The following is a 13,715-nucleotide window of genomic DNA, read 5'->3' on the forward strand; positions in this document are numbered from 1 at the left end:
CATGCGCAAGGCGCTTCGCTTTTGATAGCTGACTGCCGCCATCCCCTGTGTATCGGCCGGGTGCGGCCAGTCGCTCTAAAATCCCCACCTATGCTCGACATTCAACTTCTCCGCAAAGACCTGGATTCAGTCGTCGCCCGACTGCAAACCCGCAAGAACCCCCAAGCCTTCCTGAACGTGGAAGCCTTCAAGGCGCTGGAATCCGAACGCAAGTCCATCCAGACGCGCACGGAGGAGCTGCAGTCCAAGCGCAATCAGCTGTCCAAGCAGATCGGCATGTTGATGGGCAAGGGCGAAAAGGACGCCGCCGAAGCCGCCAAGGGCGAAGTGGCTGCCATGAAGACCGAGCTGGAACAATCGGCCACGCGCCTGGACCAGATCCAGACCGAGCTGCAGGCCATGCTGGTGGCCGTGCCCAATCTGCCTCATGAGTCCGTGCCAGTGGGTGCCGACGAAGAAGGCAATGTGGAAGTGCGCCGCTTCGGCACGCCAAGGAATTTCGACTTCGAGATCAAGGATCACGTGGATCTGGGCGCGCCCATCGGCCTGGACTTCGAAGCCGGCGTCAAGCTCTCCGGTGCCCGCTTTACCGTGATGCAGGGCCAGATCGCGCGCCTGCACCGTGCACTGGCCCAGTTCATGCTGGACCTGCAGACCGAGCAGCATGGCTACACCGAATGCTATGTGCCTTACATCGTCAACAGCGATTCGCTCAAGGGCACGGGCCAGCTGCCCAAGTTCGAAGGCGATCTGTTTGCAGCCCAGAAGGGCGGCCAGGATGCCGAACCCCTGCCCGACACTGCGGCTCTGTACCTGATTCCCACGGCTGAAGTGCCGCTGACGAATCTGGTGCGCGACGAAGTGCTGGCCGAAGACCGCCTGCCCATCAAGCTCACTGCACACAGCCCCTGCTTCCGCTCGGAAGCCGGCTCCGGCGGCCGCGACACGCGCGGTCTGATCCGTCAGCACCAGTTCGACAAGGTCGAGATGGTGCAGATCGTGCATCCCGAAAAGAGCTATGAAGCGCTGGAAGAAATGACCGGCCATGCCGAAGCCGTGCTGCAGAAGCTGGGCCTGCCGTACCGCGTGATGAGCCTGTGCACGGGTGACATGGGCTTTGGCTCCGCCAAGACCTACGACCTGGAAGTCTGGGTGCCGGCACAGGGCACTTACCGCGAAATCAGCTCGGTCTCCAACTGCGAAGCCTTCCAGGCGCGTCGCATGCAGGCCCGCTTCAAGAATGCCCAGGGCAAGAACGAACTGGTGCACACGCTCAACGGCTCCGGCCTGGCTGTGGGTCGCACGCTGGTCGCCGTGCTGGAGAACTATCAGAACGCCGACGGCTCGATCACCGTGCCCGAAGCACTGGTTTCGTACATGGGCGGCAAAACTTTGCTGAAGGCCTGATTTTTTAGGCTACAATAGACGCTTCGACACAGGAGAGGTGGCAGAGTGGTCGAATGTACCTGACTCGAAATCAGGCGTACGTGCAAACGTACCGTGGGTTCGAATCCCACCCTCTCCGCCATATACGAAAAAGCCTTGTAATTCAATGAGTTACAGGGCTTTTTTCATTTTGGGTGGTAACAGAATTGGTAGCAATCAATGCTCTCGTTACCCATCTATTTGCGTGCAGGAACCTACTACCTGCATACACGCATAGCAGGCAAACAGTTCAAGCGCAGCCTAGGCACAGGCTACAAAAAAGAGGCAATACTTAGAGCAATCTCATTGCTCAATAGCCTCTCACAGATGAACAAGCCAAAGTTTTCCGACTTCGACCTCTCAAACGTCAGAGCCTATGAGATTGACCTAAACAGGGGTCTATTGAAAACTGATGGAACACCCGAAGACCATCAAAGGGCCATAGAAGCCCTTCAAATGCTTCAAATGACCCAGCCTAGGGTTGCCCCTCAACCCACACAAGAAAACGCCACAGAGGGCGCTTTGATGGGTGTAGAGGAAAAAGGTATCACTCTAAAAGACCTTGTTGAACAGTTCTTTAAGTTGCGTTCTCAACTATCGCAAGCAACATCAATTGCGTATAGAAATACAGTTGATGAACTTGAAAAATATACAAAAATTAAATATGTAAATCGCTTAAAAGTAAGTGATATTAATAGGTATATAAACTATCTTGCAGAAAAAGGTAACTCTCCAAGAACCATAGATAACAAGATGGCTAACTTGAAAGCCATATTTAATTTTGGAGTTGATAGACAATACATTTCTTCTAATCCCATTGTTGGCAAGCCTTTGATGACAAAGAAACAAAAAATCAAAGAGCAATGGGCAATTTTTGAAGAAGATGAAATAAAACTTATTTTTGATAGTAAATATCTTTTTGAACAAAAAGAAAAAGATGAAGACTATTATTTTATGTTGTTGTTAACTGTCTTCACAGGTTGCAGAGTTGATGAACTAACAACCTTAAAAAAAGAAGATTTTAAAACAACAGCAACAGGCGTCAATTATTTTCACGTTAGAGATAGTAAGACTATTGCTGGTATTAGAGAAATACCAATTTATGAACCGCTTTGGCACTACTTCAAACCATTTTTTAACAAGAAGACTGATAAAGTTTTTAAGTATCTAGAACGGGATGGGAAAGGTTCAGGGAACGCCGTCGGTAAGAAGTTTGCAAGACATATGGAGTTGGTGAAAGTAACAAGAAAAAAACTTGTTTTTCACAGTCTGAGAAAGTTCTACAACAATACATTAGGTATCAATGATGTTCCAGAAAAAGCAATGCACCAACTTTTGGGACACGAAGTATCTACAAGCGATGTTAATAGTGAGTTTTATAGAAATAAATTAACTATTGATAAATTAAATGAGTTAACTAAAAAGCCTTGTGATTACATATCAAATTTGATTGGAAATCACATAACCGCAACAATTGATGGTGAAGTTAGAAGAATACATTTTTAAGAAGAATTAAATAGAAAGGCTCCACGAGGGAGCCTTTTTGCTTGTGACGCTTATAAGCGACAGTGTTTCTACCTATGCAACTATCTCGTACACTCTTCAGGTTGACAACTTGTAACAAGAAGAGTGAGATGGAAAGAGCATTTTTCACCAGGAACCCATCACCAGCCGAATTGATAGTGTTGGCTAAATATCTTGGAACCTATCGTGATGGAACGGGAGGATACCGAGAGACTGATGGTAGTTCTCGTGCAGACCCTAGGCAAATTGAGAGGTGCTTTGCAGAGTTGCTACACGGGAGAACAACTGAAAGCAAGATGTTCTACGATTTCATCATTGAATTCAATGAGAGTGGAGGCATAGCAGTTCGTGGAGCCTCTGTTAAATCGAAGCAAATTCAAAAATTAAAAGATTATAAAAAATTAGGTTTGAGAGCACATCTTGAAATTTCTAATTCAAGTGCAAAAGATTGGAAACTTTGCAGAGAAAGAAATTTAACAGAAGAAGATTTTCTGCAAAAAAGAAATCCAGAAGATTTTGGAAAAGTAATTCTTGATAGACAAGTTCAAGAAAGAGAACTTTCAGAAAAAAATTATAAGGAAGAAAATTCCACAAAAAATAATATTTTCTTTGTGGCAAAAGAAAGTATTTTTATATCAGTTCTTTATTCACCAGAAATTAAAGGTGAAAGAAGTTGGTTGGTTGCTACATTTAATATAAATTTGCCAGCACCAAAAGAATGGAAATTTGAAGGGAAAAGGTTGGTTGGTCTGGACGAGAACAACGAGTGTGTTTATGAATGGTATGCCTTGTCAGGAAGTCAATTCAAATACTACCCGAAGATAAGTTCAAAAATGTATGGAACAGAACTTTTCACGCTACCAAGACCAACCGTAGAAACCTTGCAGGCAAAGTCATCAAGACTTTTCGGGGCTTAAAGGATTTCCTTTACCTTTTTCATAATTTGCTGCATTAGTAATGGCGGAACTGCGTTGCCAATTTGCTCAAATTTTTCAGCCAAATCTCCCTCAGGCTCAAAGTGAGAAGGGAAGGTTTGGATAGCAGCACACTCCCTCCAAGAGAGTCTTCTTGGGGGGGATAACTTTGGAAATTCTGGTGCAAATTCCAAGTGGTCATATGTGTCTGTGAAACGCCATTTTTGCTTCCAACCATTCGCAAGGTCGCTCCATTCAAGTTCCATCATAGGAGAGGCTGGATGGAGTGTTACGTGGCGGAAGTTAGCAACCACTGTGAATGCTGTTTCATCCCAACGGTGACGGCGATTACGAGATACAAAATACCAAGAGAAGTTGCCTTCTGGGTCGTGAGGACGTTCGTAGTATTCGCCTACTGGGTTTGCTGGTAAGTGACGAATAGCCTCACCGTGAGAAGCCCAAGGAAGAAGCCCAGTTTTCTTCACAAGAGAAGGCTTGCAGTGAGTTGGTTCAGGAAAGATGAACTCATTGCCAACATCGTGACGAACACCAACAATAATCACTCTTTTTCTTTGCTGTGGAACACCGTAGTCAGCAGCATTCAAAAGCATCGAGAAAACGTGATATTTAACAGAAAGTTGGTTCTCATAAACATCAATTTGCTTCTTGAACCACTCGCCATTTTGAAGTTTTGTTAAGCCAGAAACATTCTCAGCAATAAAGACTTTTGGCTTAATTCTATTGACTGCCTCTGCGAACCCTAAAAAAAGGTTAGAGCGTTCATCTTTTTCAGGGGTTCTTAACCCGCCCATAGAGAAGGACTGGCAAGGGTAGCCACCCATCACAATGTCTGCTTTGGGATAAGGGTTTTTCTTGCTTTCGTTGAACTCAAAGATACCCGTAGTCTTAACGTCTGTCTCTTTGAAATGCTTGGCAAAGGTCGCAGTTGATGCTGCAAATTTGTCGAGTGCTAGAACCGTTTGGAAGCCTTCTGCGTGTGCTCCAAAGTCCATACCGCCTGCACCCGAGAAGAGGGAAACAATCCGCGAACTCATATGTAGTTATATCCAGTAGGAGAGTTCTCGAATTTTATGGAAATTCAGTTGTCTTGGCCAGTGAAGTGTCGCTTTTGGCCAACGATATTCTTAATTGAAATTTAAAATATGTTATTTATAACTTTTAATTATAAAGGCTCCTGAGTGGAGCATTTTTTATCGCTTAACAATGAATGACTGTGTAAGTAACAGATGTCAAATCATCTGAGTTGTTTAAAAAAAATCAACCCAAGTTTAAATAACTTTTCTGCTTTCATATTTTGGACTAGATTAAAAAAGGCTCCACATTGGGAGCCTTTGTTTGTATTTGACATTAAAAAGATTTTTAGTATATTTAAAATAATAAGAACAGCGACTAACTGTTCTTATTAATAAACTTAAAGTGTAAGAGACTTTAAATTGCTACCTAAAATTAATTTATCAAAAAATAATTAAAAAGTCAAGTTTAAATCTCCACACAAAATATTTGGAGATTTTTCTATGGCTAAAAATATATTAAATAAAAAGTATAAAACCTATCTTGGAAGGTATGCGAAATCCTCTACCACTTGGAGAGGATGTAGAGAGATAAAAACTATTGATATTACAGATGTTCCGGCTGTTTTAGGAGGTCTGTAATGTCTAATATTAAAAATAATAAAATAACAAAGAATGATTTAAAACAATTACTTCATAAAAATAGAATTAAAAGATTTGCTTTATTAAGAAATAGTAGAAGAATATTTTTAGAATACGCAAAAAAGACAAATGTTTTTACTAATGATTTGCATAAAGTTTCTAGAACAATAAATTGTAAATACGCTTTGTCAGGTGGCTTCGAAAAAGTTGAAGTTCATTGTGATAGCAAAACAGCCTACTACGTTGGTTTACAGACTTGCGGAAGCATTTGGACTTGTCCAGTATGTGCAGCAAGAATAAGCGAGACAAGAAGAAAAGAAGTTTGTCATGCAATGGAAAAAATCTATGAAGAAGGTTTTCAATCTGTAATGGTTACATTGACTTTTCCTCACGATAAAACAATAGCCTTAGATGAACTAATTAAAAAACAATCTTTGGCGTTGAAATATTTAAGAGAGGGAAACACTTGGACTTGTTTTAAGAAAAGAATTGATTTTCAAGGTTTAATAAGAGCATTAGAACTAACATACGGTGCCAATGGTTGGCACCCACACACACACGAACTATGGTTTGTTGATAAAGGATTGAAAGAAAAAGATATTAAAACTTTTATTGTAAATCGCTGGATAAAATGTTTAAAAAAAGCAGGTTTAGTGAGTGTAAAAAACACAATGGCTACTCATAGTGCTTTAAAAACAAGGTCAGTAGATATAAAAATGAACTGTAAATCTAGTGATTATTTATCAAAAAATGATAATTTGAATTGGGGTATTGATAGAGAAATTGCGAAAGCAGTAAATAAGGGTAAATCAAAAGGTTATCATCCATTTGAGTTTTTAGAAGAAATAACAGAAGTTAACTCAAAATTATTTATAGAATATTCAAAAGCGATGAAGGGAAAAAGTCAATTATTCTGGACGCCAGGATTAAAAGAAAAATTGGGTGTAGATGATATGACAGATGAAGATATTTGCAACGAAAAAGATAGCGATAATGAAAATCCATTGTTTGACAGAGAAATATATTTCACAGAAGAAGAATGGGAGATAATTGCTAAAAAAGAATATAGAGCAAAGATATTAAACTATTTTGAAAATGCAGGAGAAAAAATTGATGAATGCTATGAAAAAATTATTGATTTAATAAAAACAAATATTGAAAATGATAAAATAATTGAAGATGAAAGAAAAAAGATACTTTCTCCTAACCCGGTTCCTGATAGTTATTATTTATTAGAAACATCTCAATTTGATGAGATACCAGAGTTTAATTGAATGGTGGCACAAGTAAAAATACAACCTGTTTTGAAGACGAATAGGCGGTATGCCTTAGCACGCCGGACAGTGCGATAGCACCCATAGCGGCAGCGTAAATAAATAAAAGAAGAATATTATTAAATTAACTTGACAAATAAGAAATAATTTTATATGGTATTTTTAAGCGTGAAACGTTAAGCGCTTTAACACTTTTAAAGTGTTTGTATTTATTGCCCCATACGTGGGGATTTATCTACCCTGTGGGTAGTCGGTAGTTTAAAAAGGTTCCATTAGGAGCCTTTTTTATTGATAAATAAAATTGGTCGAAAAAAAGGCTCCATTAGGAGCCTTCTTCATTTGTGCAGAAGAGTTAAGCCAACTTTGCCAACTCAACCAATTTATCAAGTTCTTTTTTACCCTCAGAAGTAGCAAAGTAAGTTTTACCCTCCGGAGTAGCAGCAGCAGTGATAGCAGCGGCTGTCTTGTGAGTGGTGAAGAACTTGCCCAGCGATGGCCCATAGACCTTTTTCAGGTCAGTAGTGGGCTGACCCTTCACATCTTCAAAAACACGCCCACGCTTGTAAATAAAGGGCTTGCCGTGGCCCTTGTGGTTGATGACCTCTTCATTGGCATTAGAGGGGCGCTCAATCGTTGTTGCAGTAGTAGCAGGCTTGGCCTCTCCACCTTCACTCGCAGGCTTCACAGAAGGCCACAGGTTCTCAGCCTTCACACCTTGCTCAGTGAGCAACTTACCAAGTTTGCGAGCAGTTCCAAAGACTTCCAGAACCGTAAATTTATGGTCATCAATAGACTTTTGAACATCTTTGATAAGAGCCTCACGACCCTCATTCAACTTGCTCAATTGGCCTTGCAGAGTTCCAAGTTCTTTCAGTTCATCAGCGCTCATAGAGGAACGCTGCAACTTAGAAATAAGTTCATCAAAACGAGCACGATTGAACGTCATACAACCTCCGAAAAAAGATGTTTGGAATTGTATAACAACAAAAAATAAGTATCAATAATAAAGTTTTAAATAAGAAAAATAAAATATCTTTGTATTTGTAATTTAATCAAGAATCATCAAAAAAATAAAAATTCCTTTTTATTTTTTAATAAAAAGCATAACAAAGAAAAATGAAATTCCTTTCATTTTTTCTTCATCTTTATCTCAAAAGAACAGCCAACCAGGGCACTTCCTATTAAAAATAGTAGAAAAGCATTTATTTTAAAACCGTTGCAAATAAAGAGTTTTATCTAAATATTGATGAGCCAGAAAAATGCAGTTGACATTTAAAGATTATTTGCTAACTTTATTTATATAAAGATATAAAAAAGGAGGCAGAAAATGAGAGTTAGATGTTTAGATTGTAGAAATCATTTTGATATTAAATCAAAAAGCGACCCTAAAAGTTTTTTTGATTTAGCGGTAAGAATGGGAGGCTTTGCAGTTGTCGGATATTTTATTTTTACTCAATTAGCATTAGTTATTTTTGTTGCATTTTTAATGGTGTTAGATAACGTAGCAAGTGGCTTTAATAGTGGAAGTGGTGGTAGTGGTAGCAGTGACGTTTGTTGCAAACATTGTGGAAGTAGCAGAATTAAAAAAATAGATATAAAAGCAAATAACGGGGAAAAGAATGAATTTTGAAAATAAAAAAATAATAGATGAAATAAAACCACCAGAAGATTTAGAGTGCAGAGATTGTCCATTGGCGGTATGGCGACTTATGAAAAATGTAAATGCAGTTAAAAAAAATAATATAGATATACAAGTAGATAGTTTCTACTTAGAAAAACATTTGTCGAATAACAATGAATTTGCATCTTACTACTACAATACGATTGAATGCTATTGTTCAAAATTATTTAAAACTACATTTTCAGCATCAGTGAATAAATATGAAAATAAAAAATTTATAGCAAATATTGATGCAATTGATTATGTAATAGATTGTGAAGCAAAAGGAGAATAAAAATGAAAAAGCAAAATAAAATCAAAAAAACATTTCAGATAGATGTTGAAGCAGTTGATATGCTTAATGATTTAGTTAAATTCCACGGCGGAAATTTAGGAACAACAATAAATCAAATAATAAAACACGCGCACAAACAGATGAACGCTGATTTAAGTTTTTCAAATACAAAAGATATAGAAAATGTATTGCAAGTTTTTGATGAAAAATTAAAAAGTTATGATTTAAAAAATAAAATTCTTGAAGATGAGATTAATAGATTAAAAGAGAAATTATCAAAAGCAGTAGAAGTAATAAACAGGCATACAACAGAATTAAGAGAATTAAGATAAGGTGAAAATATGTTATTAATAGAGAAATCAGGAAAAGGAGTTTTTGACTACCTAAAAAATGAAGAAGAAAAGCATAATACTATAAAAGATGAATTAACAGATGCTAAGATTAAAAATGCTGTTTTTGCTAAATATTTAGATGGAGGAAATAAAGAAGAACACTTTAAAGCAGTGTTTAAAGGTGGATTAGCAGAGGAGTTAAAGATTGATTACAGCACAGAAAATTTCCAATCTTTAATGGCTGGCGAATGCCCAGAAAAATTCATAAAAAATTATATAGGTGATAAAACAAATTTTAGAAATGGCAATCAATTTATAAATAAAACAGAGAATCAACAGTTAGGAACTGATTTTGTATCTGCTCCACCGAAATCTGTTTCCATGGAATTTGCGCTATCAAATTATGAAGGAAAACAAAAAATCGTTAGTGCATTAAGAGAGACAGACGACGAGATAAATAAATTTTTAGCAAAAAATATAAAACCATCGTGCAGAAAAGATGAGTATGAGAATTTTAATCCTGCTAAAACAAAAATAATGTTTGCTAGTTTTACTCACTATGAAGATAGAGAAATAGATCCCCATCTTCACAATCACGGACTTCTATTTAATTTTGCTGAATTTACTTTTGAAGAAATAGTAGATGGTAAGTTAGTTGAAACCAAAAAACTATTGGCAATAGATACAGATGAGGTTTTTAAAAAACAACTAGAAATGTCATCAATGTATGACACGATACTTAACGCAAAAATGAGAGAGAAGGGCTATGTCACAGAGGGAGCAACCACAGAGGCAGGCCATAAAACATTCCGTCTTTCAGGCTACACAGAAGAACAAGAGAATGGAGTATCAAAAAGAAGTAAAGAAATAAAAAAATTCATTGATGAACAAAAAGAAAAAGGTATTCATTTTGCTTCTTTAACAATGGCAGAAGCAGAATATAAAAAACAAGTGAGAGTGAATACTAGAAATAATAAAGAAGAACTAACAACACAAGAAATTTGGGAAAAAATTAAAGAAGAGACAAAAAAAGTAATGTCTCCTGTTGATATATTTAATAAAGAATTTAAACAATCAGCAAAAAAACAAGAAATAAAAGAATACGATATAAACCAAGTATTAAATAGCAGTATATTTGAAACATCTGCAATAGTTAAAGAAACAGAAATAAAAAAAGAAATTGCAATTGAATTGAGATTTTCAAAATCAAATTTTTCTAAATATGAAGATTTAGAAAATGCAGTAAATCAAGAGTATTTAAAATTATTTAGTGATAAATTGTGTTTGGATAAATTAGTAAAACTAGAAGATGGAAAAATTACAAAACTATCTACTATTGAGAATGAAAGAAAAGCATTAGATAATTTAAAAGAATTATCGAAAATTTCAAATAAAGAGAATAATAATTTTAATAATCAATATTTAGATTATTTTTCTAAAAAATTGCCATTAAATAAAAAATTAAATGATGGTCAATTGAATGCTTGTAAATTAGTTGCAGAAGATAATCAATTAACTATTGTTATTGGTGATGCTGGCTCAGGTAAGACATCAAGTGTTATTAAGTTTGCAGTTGAACAAAACCAAAATAATAAAAGAAAAATCTATGGTTTATCAACGCAAACAACAACAGCAGACGCTTTAAATGAAGCAGGTATTGAAAAAGATAAGTGCTTAAACACCAAAAGTTTTATATCAAAAGCATTTAACGGAAATAAAATAAAAACTGAGTTCATAAAAGAAGTAAGAAATTCTGTTTTAATTATTGATGAAGCAGGTATGGTTGGTGCGGAAGATTATAGAAAAATCACGCAAATAGCATTAGAGACAAACTCAAAATTAATTATAGTTGGCGACCAGAAACAACTATCGGCAGTCTCATACGGAAGCACATTTCAGCAAATACAAGAACAAATTGATGTTAAAAGTATTGCTAGACTTGAAGAGAATATGAGACAAAGCGAAGGTTCTGCAAAAATTATTGCTGAGGCATATAGAGATAAAAAAATTGAAGTTGTATTTGATGAATTAACAAAAAATAATTTTTTGGTTTCTAAAAATAGTCAAGAAGAAGTATTAAAAGAAATTGTTAAAGACTATTTGAATGATAGTTCTAACTCAAAAAAAATAATTTGTGGAACTAATAAAGAAATTGATTTTGTGAATGAAAAATGTAGAGAAGCAATAATTCAAGAAGAAATTAATAAATCTAAATTGAACAAAAAATATGTATCACATTTAGATTTTAAAAATCAGAAAGAAATAAAAACACAAAGATATTTGCCCGGTGGAGTAACGCAAAAAATTAAAAAACAATTCTGCATTGGTGAAGAAATAATTTTCCTAAAAAATCACAAGAAAACTATCAAAAATGGAAATATTGGAAAAATTAAATCAATGAAAGAGGTTAAAGGGGGCTTTGAAATTTCTGTAAATATTGAAAATAAAGAAGTTGTTTTCAATACTGTTGATTATTCTTACTTTAATCATTCACATGCTATAAGTAGTCATAAAAGCCAAGGTAAAACTTTCGATAATACTTATCATCTAGGTAGTGCTAATACTTCAAGCAATAAATCTTATGTTGATGGTTCAAGACATAAGAAGCAATACAAGTTATACATTGAAAAAAATAAGATAGAAGCATTCAAGAAAAGTGCTGCAAGAAGTGAAGTTAAATCAACTACTGTTGATAGTAATGCAGCAAAAAATGCCTATGAAAAATATTTAAAATTAGTGAAATCAGGTTTCATTGTTAATGAGAATAACAATAAAAACATTTCTGTTTTAAATAATAATTTATTGAATGAAATTAAGATAAATAATGAAAATATAATAAATGAAATAGAAAAAGAGGCGCAAAGAGTTGCAGAGGCACAGGCACCAAGGCTGCCCAAGGGGGTCGGTATCGTTCAAGGAGCGCCAGCATCAGTTCAAGCCGCAAGTCTTGCAATGTCTATGGCAATGAGTAAAACCAGCGTTGTAGAAGAGATGAAGAGAATTGAGACATTGAGACAGATAGATGAGGCGATAGCAGCCAGGCAGAAGGCCGCAGAGGTAGCAAGCAAGCAAAACAGAAATAGGGGGCTTGGTAGGTAACTCATCACTCTCATAGGGAACTCAATAATAGTTGAGTTTTTTACTATGTCTAAATCGCTGGTATCATTCGCGGTATCGAATTTTTGAACACAAAAACTGCATAAGTCTTTGATGTAAAAAAAGTTTTTTCGGATTTGGTGGATAGTCCCACCCTCTCCGCCAATGCGGCTGTAGCTCAGCTGGATAGAGTACTTGGCTACGAACCAAGGGGTCGTGGGTTCGATTCCTGCCAGCCGCACCAAACGTTAAGCCTCAGAGTAGAAATACTCTGAGGCTTTTTCGTTTCTGGCGTCTGCGGGAGATATGCGTTTGGCACAAAGGCCCGGACGCCGTGGTGTCCGGCCAGGCCTTGGTGAGGTCTTGCTCTATGCCTGCATCCCTGCGCTGGCCAGCACGGCCAGGGCGCAGGAAGCGATGCGGCTGGCCACCGAGTCGGAGCGGCTGGTCAGCACGATGGGCACGCGCATGCCCAGCACCAGGCCCGCGCATTCGGCGTTGGCCATGTAGACCAGCTGCTTGTAGATCATGTTGCCGGCTTCCAGGTTGGGGGCCAGCAAGATATCGGGGCGACCGGCGACATCGGAGACTATGCCCTTGTTGTGCGCCGAGTGCAGGGAGATGGCGTTGTCATAAGCCAGCGGACCGTCAAAAATGCCGCCTGTGATCTGGCCCCGGTCGGCCATCTTGCACAGGGCTGCCGCATCGATGGTGCCGGGAATGGCTGGGTTGACGGTCTCCACCGCCGACAGCAGGGCCACGCGCGGCCGGGCTATGCCGATGGCATGGGCCAGATCAACCGCGTTCTGGGCGATATCGCGCTTTTCCATCAGGCTGGGGAAGATGTTGACCACGCAGTCGGTCATCAGCAGCGGGCGGTCGTAGCCCGGGACGTCCATGATGAAGACATGGCTGGCCCGGCGGCTGCCGCGCAGGCCGGCTTCGCGCGCCACGGCCGCCCCCAGCAGATCGTCGCTGTGCAGGCTGCCTTTCATCAGGGCCCGGGCCCGGCCATCGCGGCACAGGGCTGCGGCCTGGGCCGCAGCGACGCGGGAGTCGTCCGCCGTGGAGTGGATCTCGGCGGCAGACAGCTCCAGACCGGCAGAGCGAGCCGCAGCCTCGATGCGCTGCTGCGGCCCTACCAGCAGGGGCTTGATCAGGCCGGCCTCCGCCGCCTGCATGGCCGCCTGCACAGAGCCGGCATCGCAGGGATAGGCCACGGCCACGGGAATGGGGCCCTGGGCCTTGGCCTGGTCCAGCAGGTGCTGGAGATGGGGGCGAGGCGTGGCGGGCGCATCGTCGGCGGCCACGGCAAGGGAGAGTGGGGGAGTCATGAAAGCTCCTGCGGGAAGTACAGGGCCCGGCGCGAATAGCGCGGGGGGCGGGGAGTCGGCTTTCGAGGGCCTTGCGCTTTACCCAGGCGCATGAAACCGGCGCGGCCCGACCAAGGGACACCGAGGAAAGGCCTGGGCTGGCCGCGCCGCCCCGCACCGAGGGTGTCGTCCCCCTCCCCCGCGCAGCG

Annotated in this window: 12 protein-coding genes and 2 tRNA genes; 11 read left to right on the forward strand and 3 right to left on the reverse strand. The window is 39.7% G+C overall.

From position 1 onward, the window contains the following. Positions 1 to 90: 90 nt before the first annotated feature. From serS to QYQ99_RS18000, 4 genes are all read left to right on the forward strand, one after another. On the forward strand, positions 91 to 1,407 hold the full coding sequence (gene serS, locus QYQ99_RS17985) for a serine--tRNA ligase (RefSeq protein ID WP_302089402.1): 1,317 nt from the start codon (positions 91 to 93) through the stop codon (positions 1,405 to 1,407). A 31-nt stretch (positions 1,408 to 1,438) separates the two neighbouring features. Next, positions 1,439 to 1,528: transfer RNA gene (locus tag QYQ99_RS17990), tRNA-Ser, on the forward strand. A 77-nt stretch (positions 1,529 to 1,605) separates the two neighbouring features. Continuing rightward, the gene (locus tag QYQ99_RS17995; RefSeq protein ID WP_302089403.1) at positions 1,606 to 2,931 is read left to right on the forward strand and encodes a phage integrase SAM-like domain-containing protein; all 1,326 of its coding nucleotides are present in this window, start codon (positions 1,606 to 1,608) and stop codon (positions 2,929 to 2,931) included. 128 nt (positions 2,932 to 3,059) lie between these two features. Next, entirely contained in the window at positions 3,060 to 3,866 is an 807-nt protein-coding gene (locus tag QYQ99_RS18000; RefSeq protein WP_302089404.1) for a hypothetical protein, read from the forward strand. Here the strand turns inward: QYQ99_RS18000 and QYQ99_RS18005 are convergent. Beyond that, positions 3,863 to 4,918 (reverse strand): DNA cytosine methyltransferase, encoded by a 1,056-nt coding sequence (locus tag QYQ99_RS18005; protein WP_302089405.1) that lies wholly within the window; start codon positions 4,916 to 4,918, stop codon positions 3,863 to 3,865. The two genes, QYQ99_RS18000 and QYQ99_RS18005, sit on opposite strands and share 4 nt — an antisense overlap. 480 nt (positions 4,919 to 5,398) lie before the next feature. Here QYQ99_RS18005 and QYQ99_RS18010 point away from each other — a divergent pair, with 480 nt between their 5' ends. Together QYQ99_RS18010 and QYQ99_RS18015 are read left to right on the forward strand one after the other, a co-directional pair. Beyond that, the gene (locus QYQ99_RS18010) at positions 5,399 to 5,536 is read left to right on the forward strand and encodes a hypothetical protein (protein WP_302089406.1); all 138 of its coding nucleotides are present in this window, start codon (positions 5,399 to 5,401) and stop codon (positions 5,534 to 5,536) included. Further along, entirely contained in the window at positions 5,536 to 6,810 is a 1,275-nt protein-coding gene (locus tag QYQ99_RS18015; RefSeq protein WP_302089407.1) for a protein rep, read from the forward strand. Before QYQ99_RS18010 ends, QYQ99_RS18015 begins: the two co-directional genes overlap by 1 nt. Positions 6,811 to 7,162: 352 nt before the next feature. Here QYQ99_RS18015 and QYQ99_RS18020 read toward each other — a convergent pair whose 3' ends face one another. Beyond that, complete coding sequence (locus tag QYQ99_RS18020) at positions 7,163 to 7,756, reverse strand: hypothetical protein (protein ID WP_302089408.1); 594 nt, start codon at positions 7,754 to 7,756, stop codon at positions 7,163 to 7,165. A gap of 381 nt (positions 7,757 to 8,137) precedes the next feature. Between QYQ99_RS18020 and QYQ99_RS18025 the strand changes: the two genes are divergently transcribed. From QYQ99_RS18025 to QYQ99_RS18045, 5 genes are all read left to right on the forward strand, one after another. Further along, complete coding sequence (locus tag QYQ99_RS18025; RefSeq protein WP_302089409.1) at positions 8,138 to 8,440, forward strand: hypothetical protein; 303 nt, start codon at positions 8,138 to 8,140, stop codon at positions 8,438 to 8,440. Beyond that, the gene (locus QYQ99_RS18030) at positions 8,430 to 8,765 is read left to right on the forward strand and encodes a hypothetical protein (protein WP_302089410.1); all 336 of its coding nucleotides are present in this window, start codon (positions 8,430 to 8,432) and stop codon (positions 8,763 to 8,765) included. The genes QYQ99_RS18025 and QYQ99_RS18030 overlap by 11 nt, the downstream gene beginning before the upstream one ends. Before the next feature lie 2 nt (positions 8,766 to 8,767). After that, positions 8,768 to 9,097 carry a hypothetical protein gene (locus QYQ99_RS18035; protein ID WP_302089411.1) on the forward strand — a complete coding sequence of 110 codons (330 nt, stop codon included), beginning with the start codon at positions 8,768 to 8,770 and terminating at the stop codon, positions 9,095 to 9,097. A 9-nt stretch (positions 9,098 to 9,106) separates the two neighbouring features. Further along, positions 9,107 to 12,196 (forward strand): MobF family relaxase, encoded by a 3,090-nt coding sequence (mobF, locus tag QYQ99_RS18040; protein WP_302089412.1) that lies wholly within the window; start codon positions 9,107 to 9,109, stop codon positions 12,194 to 12,196. 164 nt (positions 12,197 to 12,360) lie between these two features. Beyond that, positions 12,361 to 12,437: transfer RNA gene (locus tag QYQ99_RS18045), tRNA-Arg, on the forward strand. A 124-nt stretch (positions 12,438 to 12,561) separates the two neighbouring features. Here the strand turns inward: QYQ99_RS18045 and QYQ99_RS18050 are convergent. Continuing rightward, positions 12,562 to 13,527 (reverse strand): bifunctional enoyl-CoA hydratase/phosphate acetyltransferase, encoded by a 966-nt coding sequence (locus QYQ99_RS18050; protein WP_302089413.1) that lies wholly within the window; start codon positions 13,525 to 13,527, stop codon positions 12,562 to 12,564. Positions 13,528 to 13,715: the final 188 nt, after the last annotated feature.

Origin of the sequence: Comamonas testosteroni (genome assembly GCF_030505195.1) — a bacterium.
Classification (GTDB): Bacteria; Pseudomonadota; Gammaproteobacteria; order Burkholderiales; family Burkholderiaceae_C; genus Comamonas; species Comamonas testosteroni_G.